Annotated in this window: 10 protein-coding genes and 1 pseudogene; 8 read left to right on the top strand and 3 right to left on the bottom strand. The window is 53.5% G+C overall.

The features are described from left to right. Nucleotides 1-168: 168 nt before the first annotated feature. Nucleotides 169-2,127, bottom strand: a complete 1,959-nt coding sequence (acs, locus tag OGX99_RS12490) for an acetate--CoA ligase (protein WP_151218054.1) — start codon at nt 2,125-2,127, stop codon at nt 169-171. A 434-nt stretch (nt 2,128-2,561) separates the two neighbouring features. Here acs and nrfA point away from each other — a divergent pair, with 434 nt between their 5' ends. The 8 genes and pseudogenes from nrfA (at nt 2,562) to gltP (ending at nt 10,763) form a co-directional block, all read left to right on the top strand. After that, the gene (gene nrfA, locus OGX99_RS12485; RefSeq protein ID WP_151218053.1) at nt 2,562-3,998 is read left to right on the top strand and encodes an ammonia-forming nitrite reductase cytochrome c552 subunit; all 1,437 of its coding nucleotides are present in this window, start codon (nt 2,562-2,564) and stop codon (nt 3,996-3,998) included. A gap of 44 nt (nt 3,999-4,042) precedes the next feature. After that, the gene (gene nrfB / locus OGX99_RS12480) at nt 4,043-4,609 is read left to right on the top strand and encodes a cytochrome c nitrite reductase pentaheme subunit (protein ID WP_151218052.1); all 567 of its coding nucleotides are present in this window, start codon (nt 4,043-4,045) and stop codon (nt 4,607-4,609) included. After that, nucleotides 4,606-5,277 (top strand): cytochrome c nitrite reductase Fe-S protein, encoded by a 672-nt coding sequence (nrfC, locus tag OGX99_RS12475; RefSeq protein ID WP_005132585.1) that lies wholly within the window; start codon nt 4,606-4,608, stop codon nt 5,275-5,277. The genes nrfB and nrfC overlap by 4 nt, the downstream gene beginning before the upstream one ends. Further along, the gene (gene nrfD, locus OGX99_RS12470; RefSeq protein WP_151218050.1) at nt 5,274-6,230 is read left to right on the top strand and encodes a cytochrome c nitrite reductase subunit NrfD; all 957 of its coding nucleotides are present in this window, start codon (nt 5,274-5,276) and stop codon (nt 6,228-6,230) included. Before nrfC ends, nrfD begins: the two co-directional genes overlap by 4 nt. Before the next feature lie 8 nt (nt 6,231-6,238). Beyond that, on the top strand, nt 6,239-7,966 hold the full coding sequence (locus OGX99_RS12465) for a heme lyase CcmF/NrfE family subunit (protein ID WP_420869121.1): 1,728 nt from the start codon (nt 6,239-6,241) through the stop codon (nt 7,964-7,966). A 25-nt stretch (nt 7,967-7,991) separates the two neighbouring features. Beyond that, nucleotides 7,992-8,366 (top strand): annotated as a pseudogene (gene nrfF, locus OGX99_RS23900) (heme lyase NrfEFG subunit NrfF); the annotation flags it as partial. After that, nucleotides 8,363-8,983, top strand: coding sequence for a heme lyase NrfEFG subunit NrfG (nrfG, locus tag OGX99_RS12460; RefSeq protein WP_252838885.1), 621 nt, complete (start codon nt 8,363-8,365; stop codon nt 8,981-8,983). The pseudogene nrfF and the gene nrfG, both read left to right, overlap by 4 nt. Before the next feature lie 469 nt (nt 8,984-9,452). Beyond that, on the top strand, nt 9,453-10,763 hold the full coding sequence (gene gltP / locus OGX99_RS12455; protein WP_187253972.1) for a glutamate/aspartate:proton symporter GltP: 1,311 nt from the start codon (nt 9,453-9,455) through the stop codon (nt 10,761-10,763). Nucleotides 10,764-10,859: 96 nt separating this feature from the next. On the opposite strand, the gene yjcO is transcribed toward gltP, so the two are convergent. After that, on the bottom strand, nt 10,860-11,549 hold the full coding sequence (gene yjcO / locus OGX99_RS12450) for a Sel1 family TPR-like repeat protein YjcO (protein ID WP_151218048.1): 690 nt from the start codon (nt 11,547-11,549) through the stop codon (nt 10,860-10,862). 103 nt (nt 11,550-11,652) lie between these two features. Next, the gene (fdhF, locus tag OGX99_RS12445) at nt 11,653-13,800 is read right to left on the bottom strand and encodes a formate dehydrogenase subunit alpha (RefSeq protein ID WP_151218047.1); all 2,148 of its coding nucleotides are present in this window, start codon (nt 13,798-13,800) and stop codon (nt 11,653-11,655) included. Nucleotides 13,801-13,904: the final 104 nt, after the last annotated feature.

The raw sequence follows: 13,904 nt of genomic DNA, 5'->3' as shown, positions 1-13,904 counted from the left end.
AGCCACATAGTCATCTATGCTCCTGGGGATATGCTTGCTGGTCGCCTTCCTGTAACACGAAATCCTTTGGGGGAGGGTTTTTATATTTCCCTCCCGGTCAGGGGAGGGGTAGGGATAGGATTTGTAGGCCCGATAAGCAGCGCGCCATCGGGCATTTCATGGTTATCGTTATGATGGCATTGCGATGGCCTGCTTCTCTTCGAGCAGTTTCTCTACCACGCCAGGATCGGCGAGGGTTGAGGTATCGCCCAGATTGCTGGTATCGCCCGCCGCGATTTTTCGCAAAATACGGCGCATGATTTTGCCTGAGCGGGTTTTCGGCAGTGAGTCGGTCCAGTGCAGTACGTCTGGGGTTGCCAGCGGGCCAATTTCTTTACGTACCCAGTTGCGAACTTCGGCGTACAGCTCAGGTGACGGCTCTTCGCCGTGATTCAGCGTGATGTAGGCGTAGATCGCCTGGCCTTTAATATTATGTGGGATACCGACCACTGCGGCCTCGGCAATCTTCGGATGTGCCACCAGCGCCGATTCGATTTCAGCCGTTCCCAGACGGTGACCGGAGACGTTTAGCACATCGTCCACACGTCCGGTGATCCAGTAATAGCCGTCTTCGTCACGACGCGCGCCGTCGCCGCTGAAGTACATATTTTTGAAGGTAGAGAAGTAGGTTTGCTCAAAGCGTTCGTGATCGCCAAACAGCGTTCTCGCCTGACCCGGCCATGAGTCGGTAATCACCAGGTTGCCTTCGGTCGCGCCTTCCAGCGGGTTACCTTCGTTATCGACAATTGCAGGCTGTACGCCAAAGAATGGACGGGTGGCGGAACCGGCTTTCAGCTCGGTAGCGCCTGGCAGTGGGGTGATCATGAATCCCCCGGTTTCGGTCTGCCACCAGGTATCAACGACCGGACATTTTTCGTTGCCGATCTTCTTCCAGTACCACTCCCATGCTTCCGGGTTGATCGGCTCGCCAACGGAACCCAGGATACGCAGCGATGAACGGTCAGTACCTTCAATTGCTTTATCGCCTTCGGCCATCAGGGCGCGGATGGCGGTCGGTGCGGTATACAGAATATTGACCTGGTGCTTGTCCACAACCTGCGACATACGCGCCGGGGTTGGCCAGTTTGGTACGCCTTCGAACATCAGCGTGGTTGCGCCGCAGGCCAGCGGACCGTACAACAAATAGCTGTGCCCGGTTACCCAACCCACGTCCGCGGTACACCAGTAGATATCGCCCTGATGGTAGTCAAATACATACTTAAAGGTGGTGGCGGCGTAGACCAGATATCCGCCGGTGGTATGCAGCACGCCTTTCGGCTTGCCGGTTGAACCGGAGGTATACAGGATAAACAGCGGATCTTCCGCGTTCATTTCTTCTGGCTGATGGTCCGGGCTGGCTTTCTCAATAAGATCGGACCACCACAGGTCACGGCCTTCCTGCCATTCCGTTTTTCCACCGGTACGTTTGAGGACGACCACATGCTCCACGGTCTTCACGTTCGGGTTTTTCAGCGCATCATCGACGTTCTTTTTCAGCGGGATGCTGCGTCCAGCGCGCACGCCTTCATCGGCGGTGATCACCAGGCGAGAATTGGAATCGATGATACGTCCAGCGACGGCTTCCGGCGAGAACCCGCCGAAGATGACCGAATGCACTGCGCCAATACGGGCGCAAGCCAGCATGGCTACCGCAGCTTCCGGAACCATTGGCATATAGATCGCCACCACATCGCCTTTTTTAATGCCTAAATCCAGCAATGTATTAGCAAAACGGCAGACATCGCGATGCAGTTCGCGATAGGTAATGTTTTTACTCTGGGTAGCATCATCGCCTTCCCAGATGATGGCGGTACGATCGCCGTTTTCCTGCAGATGGCGGTCAAGGCAGTTTGCGGCCAGATTCAGGGTGCCGTCTTCGTACCATTTAATCGACACGTTGCCGGGTGCAAAGGAAGTGTTCTTCACCTGGCTGTATGGCTTGATCCAATCAATAATTTTTCCCTGTTCGCCCCAAAATGTGTCGGGCTCGTTAACGGATTGCTGGTATTTCTCTGCGTACTGCTCCGGATTTATCAGGCAACGATCCGCAATGTTTGCGGGAATAGCGTGTTTATGTATTTGGCTCATGGCTTTTGTTCTCCTTGTAGGATGTTAATAATATGTCTCATAAACGTTAAATGTAGGGGCTTTGAGAGTTTTGTTTAGTATTTGCGCGGCAGATCACGCAATAAACGAATTGTGCAAATTAGCGACAAACTGAATTTTGAAGAGAACTAGCAAAAATTGACTAAATCTCGCGATAACATGTAGTTATCTAAAGGATTGTTGAAAAGGTGATCTGTCTCTGAATTAGACAAAAGAGGGTGCAACCAGAGGGGGTTACTAACTCTAAAGTGGTATTTTACATACACTTACAATTGATTAAAGACAACATTTTCAGTGTGGTTTCTTGTTACAAATAGGGTGGAGCAATGTCATGACAGTATTCGTGTGGTTGCTGTTATGGAAAACAATAAAAGAACCGCCATTGCAGATAATGGCGTCATCTGGATGAGACCCCTATGGCAAGGATAAAATCACGCGTACGCCGTTTCTTCAGCCTGTTAGTACCTTTATTATTTATCTCTGCAGTTCACGCTGAACAAACCCCCGTACCCGCAAAAAACGTCACCGTTGAAGCGAAGAATGAAGTCTTCGCGCCTCAGCATCCCGATCAATATCTCTCCTGGAAAGCCACGTCTGAGCAATCAGCCCGTGAAGATGCGCTGGCAGAAGATCCGCGTCTGGTGATCCTGTGGGCGGGATATCCCTTCTCGCGCGATTACAACAAACCGCGTGGACACGCGTATGCCGTGACCGATGTCCGTGAAACCTTACGTACAGGCGCACCCAAAACGGCAGAAGATGGTCCGTTGCCGATGGCCTGTTGGAGCTGTAAAAGCCCGGACGTGGCGCGTCTGATCCAGAAAGACGGTGAAGATGGCTACTTCCACGGTAAATGGGCGCGCGGCGGTCCTGAAATTGTTAACAATCTTGGCTGCGGCGATTGCCATAACACCGCGTCACCAGACTTTGCCAAAGGCAAGCCAGAACTGACGCTGTCGCGCCCTTATGCAGAACGCGCGATGGAAGCAATCGGCAAACCGTTTGAGAAAGCCGGTCGCTTCGATCAGCAATCCATGGTCTGCGGCCAGTGCCACGTGGAATACTACTTCGACGGTAAAAACAAAGCCGTTAAGTTCCCGTGGGACGACGGCATGAAAGTCGAGAACATGGAGAAATACTACGATACCATCGCCTTCTCTGACTGGACCAACTCCCTATCTAAAACGCCAATGCTGAAAGCGCAGCACCCGGAGTATGAAACCTGGAGCGCAGGCATTCACGGCAAGAACAATGTGACCTGTATCGACTGCCACATGCCGAAAGTGCAGAACGCGGAAGGCAAGATTTACACCGACCATAAGATTGGTAATCCGTTCGATAATTTCGCTCAGACCTGTGCGAACTGCCACACCCAGGACAAAGCGTCTCTGCAAAAAGTGGTCGCCGAGCGTAAACAGGCCATTCATGACCTGAAAATCAAAGTTGAAGACCAGCTTGTTCGTGCGCACTTTGAAGCGAAAGCCGCATGGGATGCGGGTGCGACCGAAGCGGAAATGAAGCCGATTCTGGAAGATATCCGTCACGCGCAATGGCGTTGGGACCTGGCTATCGCCTCACACGGTATTCACATGCACGCCCCGGAAGAAGGTTTGCGGATGCTGGGTAGCGCAATGGATAAAGCTGCCGATGCGCGTACCAAACTGGTCCGTTTGCTGGCAACTAAAGGCATCACGCATGAAATCCCGTTACCGGATATCTCTACTAAAGAGAAAGCCCAGGCAGCGATTGGTTTGAATATGCAGCAAATCAATGCTGAGAAACAGGACTTCATCAAAACGGTGATTCCGCAGTGGGAAGATCAGGCGCGTAAAAACGGTCTGTTAAGCCAATAACCCCATTTCGCCCCGCAAGGGGCGGATAACTCAACGGAGTGAATATGAGCGTATTACGTTCGTTATTAACTGCTGGGGTGCTGGCGTCAGGCTTGTTCTGGAGCCTGAGTGGAATCACAGCCACGCCAACGCCGCAGGAGTCGGATCAACGCTGGACGGTTACCCAACAGCGTAATCCGGATGCCGCCTGTCTGGATTGTCATAAGCCCGATACCGAAGGCATGCATGGTAAGCATGCAGACGTTATCAACCCGAATAACAAACTGCCGGTCACTTGCACTAACTGTCACGGCCAGCCGTCACCGAACCACCGTGAAGGGGTGAAGGATGTGATGCGTTTTAATGAGCCGATGTACAACGTGGAGCAGCAAAACAGCGTCTGTATGTCCTGTCACCTGCCTGAGCAGTTGCAAAAAGCGTTCTGGCCGCACGATGTCCACGTAACCAAAGTGGCGTGTGCCAGCTGTCACTCGCTGCATCCGAAGCAAGACACGATGCAGACGCTAAGCGATAAAGGACGGATCAAGATTTGCGTCGATTGCCACAGCGATCAGCGTAACAATCCGAACTTTAACCCGGCGTCGGTTCCGTTGCTTAAGGAGCATCCATGAGTTGCTCTCGTCGCCAGTTTATCACCGGCGTCGGCGCGCTGGTGGCAGTGAGCGGGACGGCGGGACGCGTTGTGGCGAAGACGCTGAACATCAACGGCGTACGTTACGGTATGGTTCATGATGAGTCTTTATGCATTGGCTGTACGGCCTGCATGGATGCTTGTCGGGAAGTTAACAACGTGCCGGAAGGCGTATCGCGTCTGACGATTATTCGCAGCGAGCCGCAAGGGACATTTCCTGATGTGAAGTATCGCTTCTTCCGTCACTCGTGCCAGCATTGCGATCACGCTCCCTGCGTTGACGTCTGCCCGACGGGGGCATCGTATCGCGATGCCGCCAACGGCATTGTGGATGTGAACCCGGATCTTTGCGTTGGCTGCCAGTACTGTATCGCCGCGTGTCCTTATCGCGTGCGCTTTATCCATCCGGTGAGTAAAACGGCGGATAAATGCGATTTCTGCCGGAAAACCAACCTGAAAGCGGGCAAACAGCCCGCCTGCGTTGAGTCATGTCCGACGAAGGCGCTGACGTTTGGTAATCTGGACGATCCCAACAGCGATATCTCCCGCTTGTTGCAGCAGAAAACTACCTACCGTTACAAGCTGGCGTTGGGCACAAAACCGAAGGTCTACCGCGTTCCCTTTAAATTTGGGGAGGTGAGCCAATGACATCCGCTTCTGCATTTCATTTCGAATCACTGGTGTGGGACTGGCCTATTGCCATCTATCTGTTCCTGATAGGCATCTCCGCTGGACTGGTCACGCTGGCAATTTTGCTACGTCGTTTCCATCCGGAGGCGGGCGGTTCAGACAGCACGCTGTTGCGCACCACGCTGGTGTTAGGGCCCGGGGCGATTATCTTCGGTTTGCTGATTCTGGTGTTCCACCTGACGCGCCCATGGACTTTCTGGAAACTGATGTTCCACTACAGCTTCACTTCGGTGATGTCGATGGGGGTCATGCTGTTTCAGTTATACATGGTGGTGTTAGTACTGTGGCTGGCAAAAATCTTTGAAAAAGAGGTGATTGCACTGCAGCAGCGGTTCGTGCCGCGACTGACGATTGTGTCAAAACTCCTGACACTAATCACGCCGTTCCATCGCGCGCTTGAGACGCTGATGCTGGTACTGGCGGTCCTGCTCGGGGCGTATACCGGGTTCCTGCTGTCGGCGCTGAAATCCTACCCGTTCCTGAATAACCCGATCCTGCCGGTGCTGTTCCTGTTTTCCGGGATCTCCTCCGGCGCGGCGGTGGCGCTGATCGCCATGGCGTTACGTCATCGTAGCAATCCGCACAGTACTGAAGCGCACTTTGTGCATCGCATGGAAGTCCCGGTGGTATGGCTGGAGATCTTCCTGCTGGCGGCGTTCTTCGTCGGCCTGGCGCTGGGCGATGACGGCAAAATGCGCGCGCTGGCGGCGGCACTGGGCGGCGGATTCTGGACCTGGTGGTTCTGGCTGGGCGTGGCCGGGCTTGGGTTGATACTGCCGATGCTGCTAAAACCCTGGGCCAATCGCAGTTCGACGTTTCATGGCGTGCTGGCAGTGTGCGGCGCCAGCCTGACCGGCGTACTGCTGCTGCGCTTTTTTATTCTCTATGCGGGTCAGCTAACCGTTGCGTAAGGTGATTTCTGGACGTTCTCCTTCCTGAAGCCGGTTTTCTGGCACTGTTATTAAGCCTCGGGGTCAACGTATTGACCCCGCTTGCCGTGTTGGTGGGTGTCCGCCAGCGCTGGCAAGGCCTGATGCGCCTGGCAAGTGTGGGCGTGTGGACGCAATTTTCGCTGCTGATGCTGGCCTTTGCCATTCTGGTATTCTGCTTTCTGACCAGTGACTTTTCGGTAGTCTATGTTGCGCAGCATAGCTACAGTCTGCTGCCGTGGGGGTTAAAACTGGCCGCGGTGTGGGGCGGGCATGAAGGGTCGCTGCTGCTGTGGGTGCTGTTTCTTTCCGGCTGGAGCGCGCTGTTCGCTTTTTGCTATCGACGTGACACCGATGCGCTGTTTCCGCTGACGCTCAGCGTCCTCTCAATGATAACGGCCCTGCTGCTGTTGTTTGTGGTGGTATGGTCCGATCCGTTTGTGCGCATCTTCCCGCCAGCCATTGAAGGGCGTGACCTTAATCCGATGTTGCAACATCTCGGGTTAATCCTCCATCCGCCGCTGCTGTACCTGGGTTATGGTGGTTTAATGGTGGCGGCAGGCGTGGCGCTGGCTTCGCTGCTGCGCGGTGACTTTAATGCACAAAGCGCCTGGGTGTGCTGGCGCTGGGCGCTGCCCGGTTGGTGCGCTCTGACGCTGGGGATTATTCTCGGCTCCTGGTGGGCGTACTGCGAGCTGGGTTGGGGGGGCTGGTGGTTCTGGGACCCGGTAGAAAACGCTTCCTTATTGCCCTGGCTTTCCGCCAGCGCGCTGCTGCATAGCTTATACATCACGCGCCAGCGCGGGATCTTCCGCCATTGGTCGCTGCTGCTGGCGATTGTCACGCTGATTTTATCGCTGCTGGGGACGTTGATTGTGCGTTCCGGCATTCTCGTTTCAGTACATGCCTTCGCGCTGGATAACGTCCGCGCCGCGCCGCTGTTTGCGCTGTTTACCGTATTGAGCCTGGCGTCGCTCGGGCTGTATGCCTGGCGCGGGCAGAATATTCGTCAACGTGCGCATTTTGGCGGCTGGTCGCGCGAGATGCTGATTCTGGTTGCGCTACTGCTTTTTTGCGCGGTGCTGATGATTGTGCTGATTGGCACGCTCTACCCGATGATTTACGGACTGTTCGGTTGGGGACGGCTCTCTGTGGGCGCACCGTACTTTAATCGTGCGACGCTACCCTTTGGGCTGCTGATGCTGCTGGTTATCGTGATGGCAACGTTCAGAAGTCGCAAAGTACCTGTACGTGCTCAGCTTCCGGCGCTGCTGGCGCATGCCGGGGTTTTGGTGTTTGCCGTCGGGATTGTCTTTTCCAGCGGGAGTCGTCAGGAGATAAGCCTGAACCTGAGCCCGGGGCAGCAGGTGGAACTGGCAGGCTACATTTTCCGTTTTGAGCGTCTGGACCTGGAAGCAAAAGGTAACTACACCAGTGAAAAAGCGCAGATCACGCTGTGGCAGGATGAAAAACGCATTGGCAGCCTGCAGCCTGAAAGGCGCTTCTATGCCGCGCGCCGTCAACAGATGATGGAGCCGGGGATCCGCTGGAATCTGTTACATGACTGGTACGCGGTGATGGGCGAAAAAACAGGACCGGACCGTTATGCCATGCGCTTGTACGTGCAGACCGGCGTACGTTGGATTTGGGGCGGAGGGCTATTAATGGTCTTTGGCGCGCTGCTGAGTGGATGGCGAGGGAGGAAACGTGATGCGTAATATCTGCGGTTTTATCGTTCTGTTTTTTATCACTTTCGCTACGCATGCCCAGGTTGTGGACACATGGACTTTTGCCAACCCACAACAGCAGGAGAAAGCGCTGTCGATTGCCAGTCAGCTGCGCTGCCCGCAGTGCCAAAACCAAAACTTGCTGGAATCCAATGCGCCGGTAGCGGTCAGCATGCGCCATCAGGTTTACAGCATGGTGGCGGAAGGGAAAAGTGAAGCCGAGATAACCACGTGGATGACCGATCGTTACGGCGATTTCGTGCGGTATAACCCGCCGTTGAATGAGCAAACGCTGCTGCTGTGGGCGTTGCCGTGCCTGCTGCTGTTACTTGTAGGGGTGGTGGTCTGGCGGGTGAGAAGGCGTCAGCGCGCAGAGGACGAAGTGTCATGAGCCAACCCGTATATTCTACAGCGTCGTTACGACCAATGCCCGTGAAGCGGCTGACTGCTGTGGTGGTGGTGATGGTTGTGGCCTGCATCGGTGGTTATCTGTTGACGTCAAAATGGCAGGCGGTACGGCAGGAACAGGCCCGACTGGCAGATCCATTACATGCGTTCTCCGATGAAAACGTTCAGGAAAAACAGCTGATTTCCTTACAATCGCAAATTCGTGCCAATCCACGTGATAGTGTGAAATGGGCGCAACTCGGCGAGTATTATCTTTGGCAAAACGCGTATCATAATGCGCTGCTGGCCTACGAGCAGGCGCTGCGTGTCGGTGGTGAAAATGCTGAGATTTATTCAGCGATGGCAACGGTATTGTATTACCAGGCCGGACAACATATGACGCCGCCCACTCGCGAAATGATTGATAAGGCTCTGGCGCTGGACCCGGCTGAGGTGACAGCGCTGATGCTGCTAGCCTCAGATGCGTTTATGCAGGCCGACTATTCGCAGGCCATTTTGCAGTGGCAAAAGGTACTCGATTTAAACTCGCCGAGAGTCAACCGGGCGCAACTGATTGACTCGATTAATATGGCGAAATTACTGCAGAATCGGCAAAAATAATTTTATTTTTTTTGTGATTTGTATCATTTGGCCTGTTTAAAAAACAGGCGAACGAACAAACGGACAAAAAAAACTCATGCCATGACTTCTTCATTTTTGAACATATTAAAATTCTTTTATAACAAAAAGTTATTCATAATTAGTGCGATAAAATTGCATTTTTATGCATAAATTCAGCTAAAGTCCCTGTTCTTAGAGGGTTGCGCTGAATGCCATGCAGATGATAATGATAATATACCCGTCATACTTCAAGTTGCAGGTGTGTTGGCTTTCCTCGCTCACCCCAGTCACTTACTGGCGTAAGCTCCTGGGAATTCGCTGCGTCGCCGCCTTCCTGCAACTCGAATTATTTAGGGTATAAGCGTTAAAAAACTCCATAAACGAACGCAACACAAATCATACCCTTTCAGTATGTACTATTCCCATTCTTTATAGGTGGAATAGCGCTCCATCGAGGAAGTCCGTTGTTATGAAAAATTTGAAAGTCAGCCTGGCATGGCAGATTCTAATCGCTATGGTGCTGGGCATTCTGCTAGGGAGTTACCTGCATTACCATAGTGACAGCCGCGAATGGCTGGTGGTGAACCTGCTGTCACCGGCGGGCGATATCTTTATCCATCTGATTAAAATGATTGTCGTGCCGATTGTTATCTCCACGCTGGTGGTTGGAATTGCCGGGGTGGGTGATGCAAAACAACTGGGCCGTATTGGCGCCAAAACCATTCTCTATTTCGAAGTGATCACCACCGTAGCGATTATTCTTGGTATTACGCTGGCGAATGTGTTCCAGCCGGGTTCCGGGATTGATATGTCGCAACTGGCGACCGTGGATATTTCGAAATATCAAAATACGACCGCAGAAGTGCAGAGCCACGCGCATGGCTTGATGGGCACGATTGTGTCGCTGGTGCCGACTAACATCGTTGCGTCGATGGCGAAAGGCGATATGTTGCCGATTATCTTCTTCTCGGTGCTGTTTGGTTTAGGCTTGTCTTCCCTACCAGCAACCCACCGCGAGCCGCTGGTGACCGTGTTCCGCTCGATTTCCGAAACCATGTTTAAAGTGACCCACATGGTGATGCGCTATGCGCCAGTCGGTGTTTTTGCGCTGATTGCTGTGACCGTCGCGAACTTTGGTTTTGCCTCACTGTGGCCGCTGGCGAAGCTGGTGCTGTTAGTGCATTTCGCCATTCTGTTCTTCGCACTGGTGGTGTTGGGGATTGTGGCGCGTATTTGTGGTTTGAGCATCTGGATCCTGATCCGCATTCTGAAAGATGAGCTGATTCTGGCCTACTCTACCGCCAGTTCCGAGAGCGTACTGCCGCGTATTATCGAGAAGATGGAAGCCTACGGCGCACCAGCTTCAATCACCAGCTTTGTTGTACCAACTGGTTACTCATTTAACCTTGATGGTTCAACGCTGTACCAGAGTATTGCCGCTATTTTCATTGCGCAGCTGTACGGTATCGACCTGTCGCTGTGGCAGGAAATCGTATTAGTACTGACGCTAATGGTCACGTCGAAAGGGATTGCGGGCGTGCCGGGCGTCTCTTTTGTGGTACTGCTGGCAACGCTGGGCAGCGTCGGGATCCCACTGGAAGGTCTGGCGTTTATCGCCGGTGTTGACCGTATCCTCGACATGGCGCGTACCGCGCTGAACGTAGTTGGGAATGCGCTGGCGGTGCTGGTTATCGCCAAGTGGGAGCACAAATTTGACCGCAAAAAGGCGCTGGCCTACGAGCGCGAGATGCTGGGTAAATTTGATAAGACCGCGCAGTAATTGGTGATGGTCGCCTGACAGCGACGCTCACGCGTCTTATCCGGCCTACACATCCTTTGTAGGCCGGATAAGCGTAGCGCCATCCGGCAACCAGCATCAACCATTGGTCAGCTTTTCAAACTCTTCACAGCCGGTATCAAATCCTTCCATACAGCTCAGATTCAGCCAGTGCAGCGCTTTCTGTTTATTCTTCACAATAAAACCCTGCTCGCCGTTTAAGAACATCATTCCGGCCCAGTACTCTGAATAACCGGTGCGGGAGATGGCGGAGCTGCGTTTGAAATACCACGTCGCTTTTTCATCGTCTGCGGGGATCCCCACGCCATTGGCGTAAATCAGCCCGAGCAGCATTTGCGCGTCGACGGCGGAGTCATTTTCCAGATCTTCAGAGGCGTTTTGCAGCAAAGTGATGGCTTTGGGGTAATCGGTGCGGCCTGCCTGGGTGTTGACCAGAATCCGCGCCAGGGTGAGTTCACCTGCTTTACTGCCCGCTTTGGCTGCCTTTTCCGCCAGCGTTTTGGCCTGGGGGTAATCCAGACTGACCGGATTCGTAATTTTGATTTGCGCCAGTAGCGCGCAGGCGTCGGCATCGCCATTGTCTGCGGCTTTTTGCGCCCAATACTCGGCTTTGCTCAAATCGCCCGAACTGAACCAGGTATCGGCAAGAAAATACTGTGCGCGACGGTCCCCTGCCTCAGCGGCCTGTAAGTACTGGCTTCCTGGCTCAGTATCACTGGCATGGGCAAAGAATGTCATAAAGAACATCAATGCAATGAGTTGTTTCATTTTGAGTTTTATTTAGGGTACGGAATGAACAGTATAAAGAGATCGTATGGATAAAAAAACAGCCTCCGGGCGGAGGCTGTTGCAGAACAGGTACGTAAACGGACTAACCCATCGCGCTTTCGCGCAGGCTGGCTTTCAGCTTGGTGTACTCATCAATCACATACTGTTCGGCGGCGCGCTGATCGGTAATGCGTTCAACGTTAACGGCACAGTACTTGTACTCCGGCGTTTTGGTAATCGGGCTTAAATTCTCGGTTACCAGCTCATTACATGCCCCAATCCACCATTGGTAGGTCATGTAAATCGCGCCTTTGTTCGGACGATCGCTGACCGCCGCACGGGTAATGACTCGACCTTTACGCGAGTTAACCCACACCAAATCTTCGTCCTGAATGCCCAGGCGTTCTGCGTCGGCAGTATTGATCTGGGCATAACCCGGCTCATCCGCCAGCGCGGCCAGCGCCGCACAGTTACCGGTCATCGAACGACAAGAGTAGTGGCCGACTTCACGCACCGTAGACAGTACCATTGGGTACTCTGGGGTGAGTTTGTCGATTGGCGCTACCCAGTCGCAGGTGAAGAACTGCGCCAGGCCGTTCGGGGTGTCGAACTTCTCTTTAAAGAGGTAAGACGTCCCCTGGTCGGCATCAGAGGTGTCGCGACAAGGCCACTGGATATAACCCAGTTCACCCATTTTCTCATACGTTGCACCGTAGAAATCCGGGCACAGATGACGCAACTCATCCCAGATTTCCTGGGTGTTGTTGTAGTGCATCGGGTAGCCCATACGGGTGGCGATTTCACTGATAATCTGCCAGTCCGTTTTCAGATCCCACTTAGGCTCAACGGCTTTAAAGAAGCGCTGGAAGCCACGGTCAGCCGCTGAGAAGACGCCTTCATGCTCGCCCCATGACGTAGACGGTAAAATAACGTCTGCGGCAGCGGCGGTTTTGGTCATGAAGATATCCTGCACGATGACCAGTTCCAGATCCTCAAAGCCTTTGCGTACTGCGGAGAGTTCAGCATCGGTCTGTAATGGATCTTCACCCATGATGTACGCTGCACGGACTTCGCCATGCGCCGCACGGTGCGGCAGTTCGCTGATGCGATAGCCAGTGTGTGCAGGCAGACTTTCCACGCCCCAGGCTTTAGCGAACTTCTCGCGGTTTTCCGGGAACTTAACGTACTGATAGCCCGGATAGGTATCCGGTAGCGCGCCCATATCGCATGCGCCCTGAACGTTGTTCTGGCCACGAACTGGGTTAACGCCCACGCTTGGCTTACCGAGGTTGCCGGTCAGCATGGCGAGGCTAGTCAGTGAACGCACGGTTTCCACGCCCTGATAGAACTGGGTGACACCCATGCCCCACAGGATGGCCGCGCTTTTCGCCGTGGCATACATACGTGCAGCCTGACGAATATCCTGCGCGCTAACGCCAGTGATATCTTCGACGGACTCCGGCGTGTAGCCTTCGACAATTTTGCTGTACTCTTCGAAGCCTTCTGTACGGGAAGCGACAAACGCCTGGTCGTACAGTTTTTCTTCGATGATGACATGACCCATAGCGTTGAGCAGCGCGATGTTCGAGCCGTTTTTCAACGCGATGTGCATGTCGGCAATACGCGCGGTTTCAATTTTGCGCGGATCGCAGACGATGATTTTCGCCCCGTTACGTTTAGCGTTAATCACGTGATTCGCCACGATCGGGTGGGAATCCGCCGGGTTATACCCGAAGATGAACACTAAATCTGTGTTATCAATTTCATTGATAGCATTACTCATTGCGCCGTTACCGACCGATTGGTGCAGACCTGCAACCGATGGGCCGTGTCAGACGCGAGCGCAGCAGTCGACGTTATTGGTACCAATAACGGCGCGCGCGAATTTTTGCATTACATAGTTGGTTTCGTTACCTGTACCGCGAGATGAACCGGTCGTCTGAATAGCGTCCGGGCCATACTTCGCTTTGATGGCGCTCAGACGAGTGGCGACGTAATCAAGGGCTTCATCCCAGGAAACAGATTCCAGTTTGCCGCCACGCTGGCGACGGATCATTGGGGTTTTCAGGCGAGGGGTCAGGATCTGGGTATCATTGATAAAATCCCAGCCATAGTAGCCCTTCAGACACAGGGTACCCTGGTTGGTTTTCCCCTGCGCCGCTTCAGCCCGGACGATTTTGCCGTTATCGACCACCAGGTTGATTTTGCAACCTGATGCGCAATATGGGCAAACCGTGACGACTTTTTTCATCGGTCTCGCTCCAGTTAATCAAATCGCGCATACGCGCTGTCGCCCTTAGTATGCATCTTCTATGCCACTTTTTTATTGTGGGCATTCCCTGATATTACGGGTGA

Source organism: Citrobacter sp. Cu096 (assembly GCF_030332285.1).
Lineage (GTDB): Bacteria > Pseudomonadota > Gammaproteobacteria > Enterobacterales > Enterobacteriaceae > Citrobacter > Citrobacter meridianamericanus.
The sequence above is the reverse complement of the archived record's forward strand: the minus strand, read 5'-3'. Positions and strand labels throughout refer to the sequence as shown.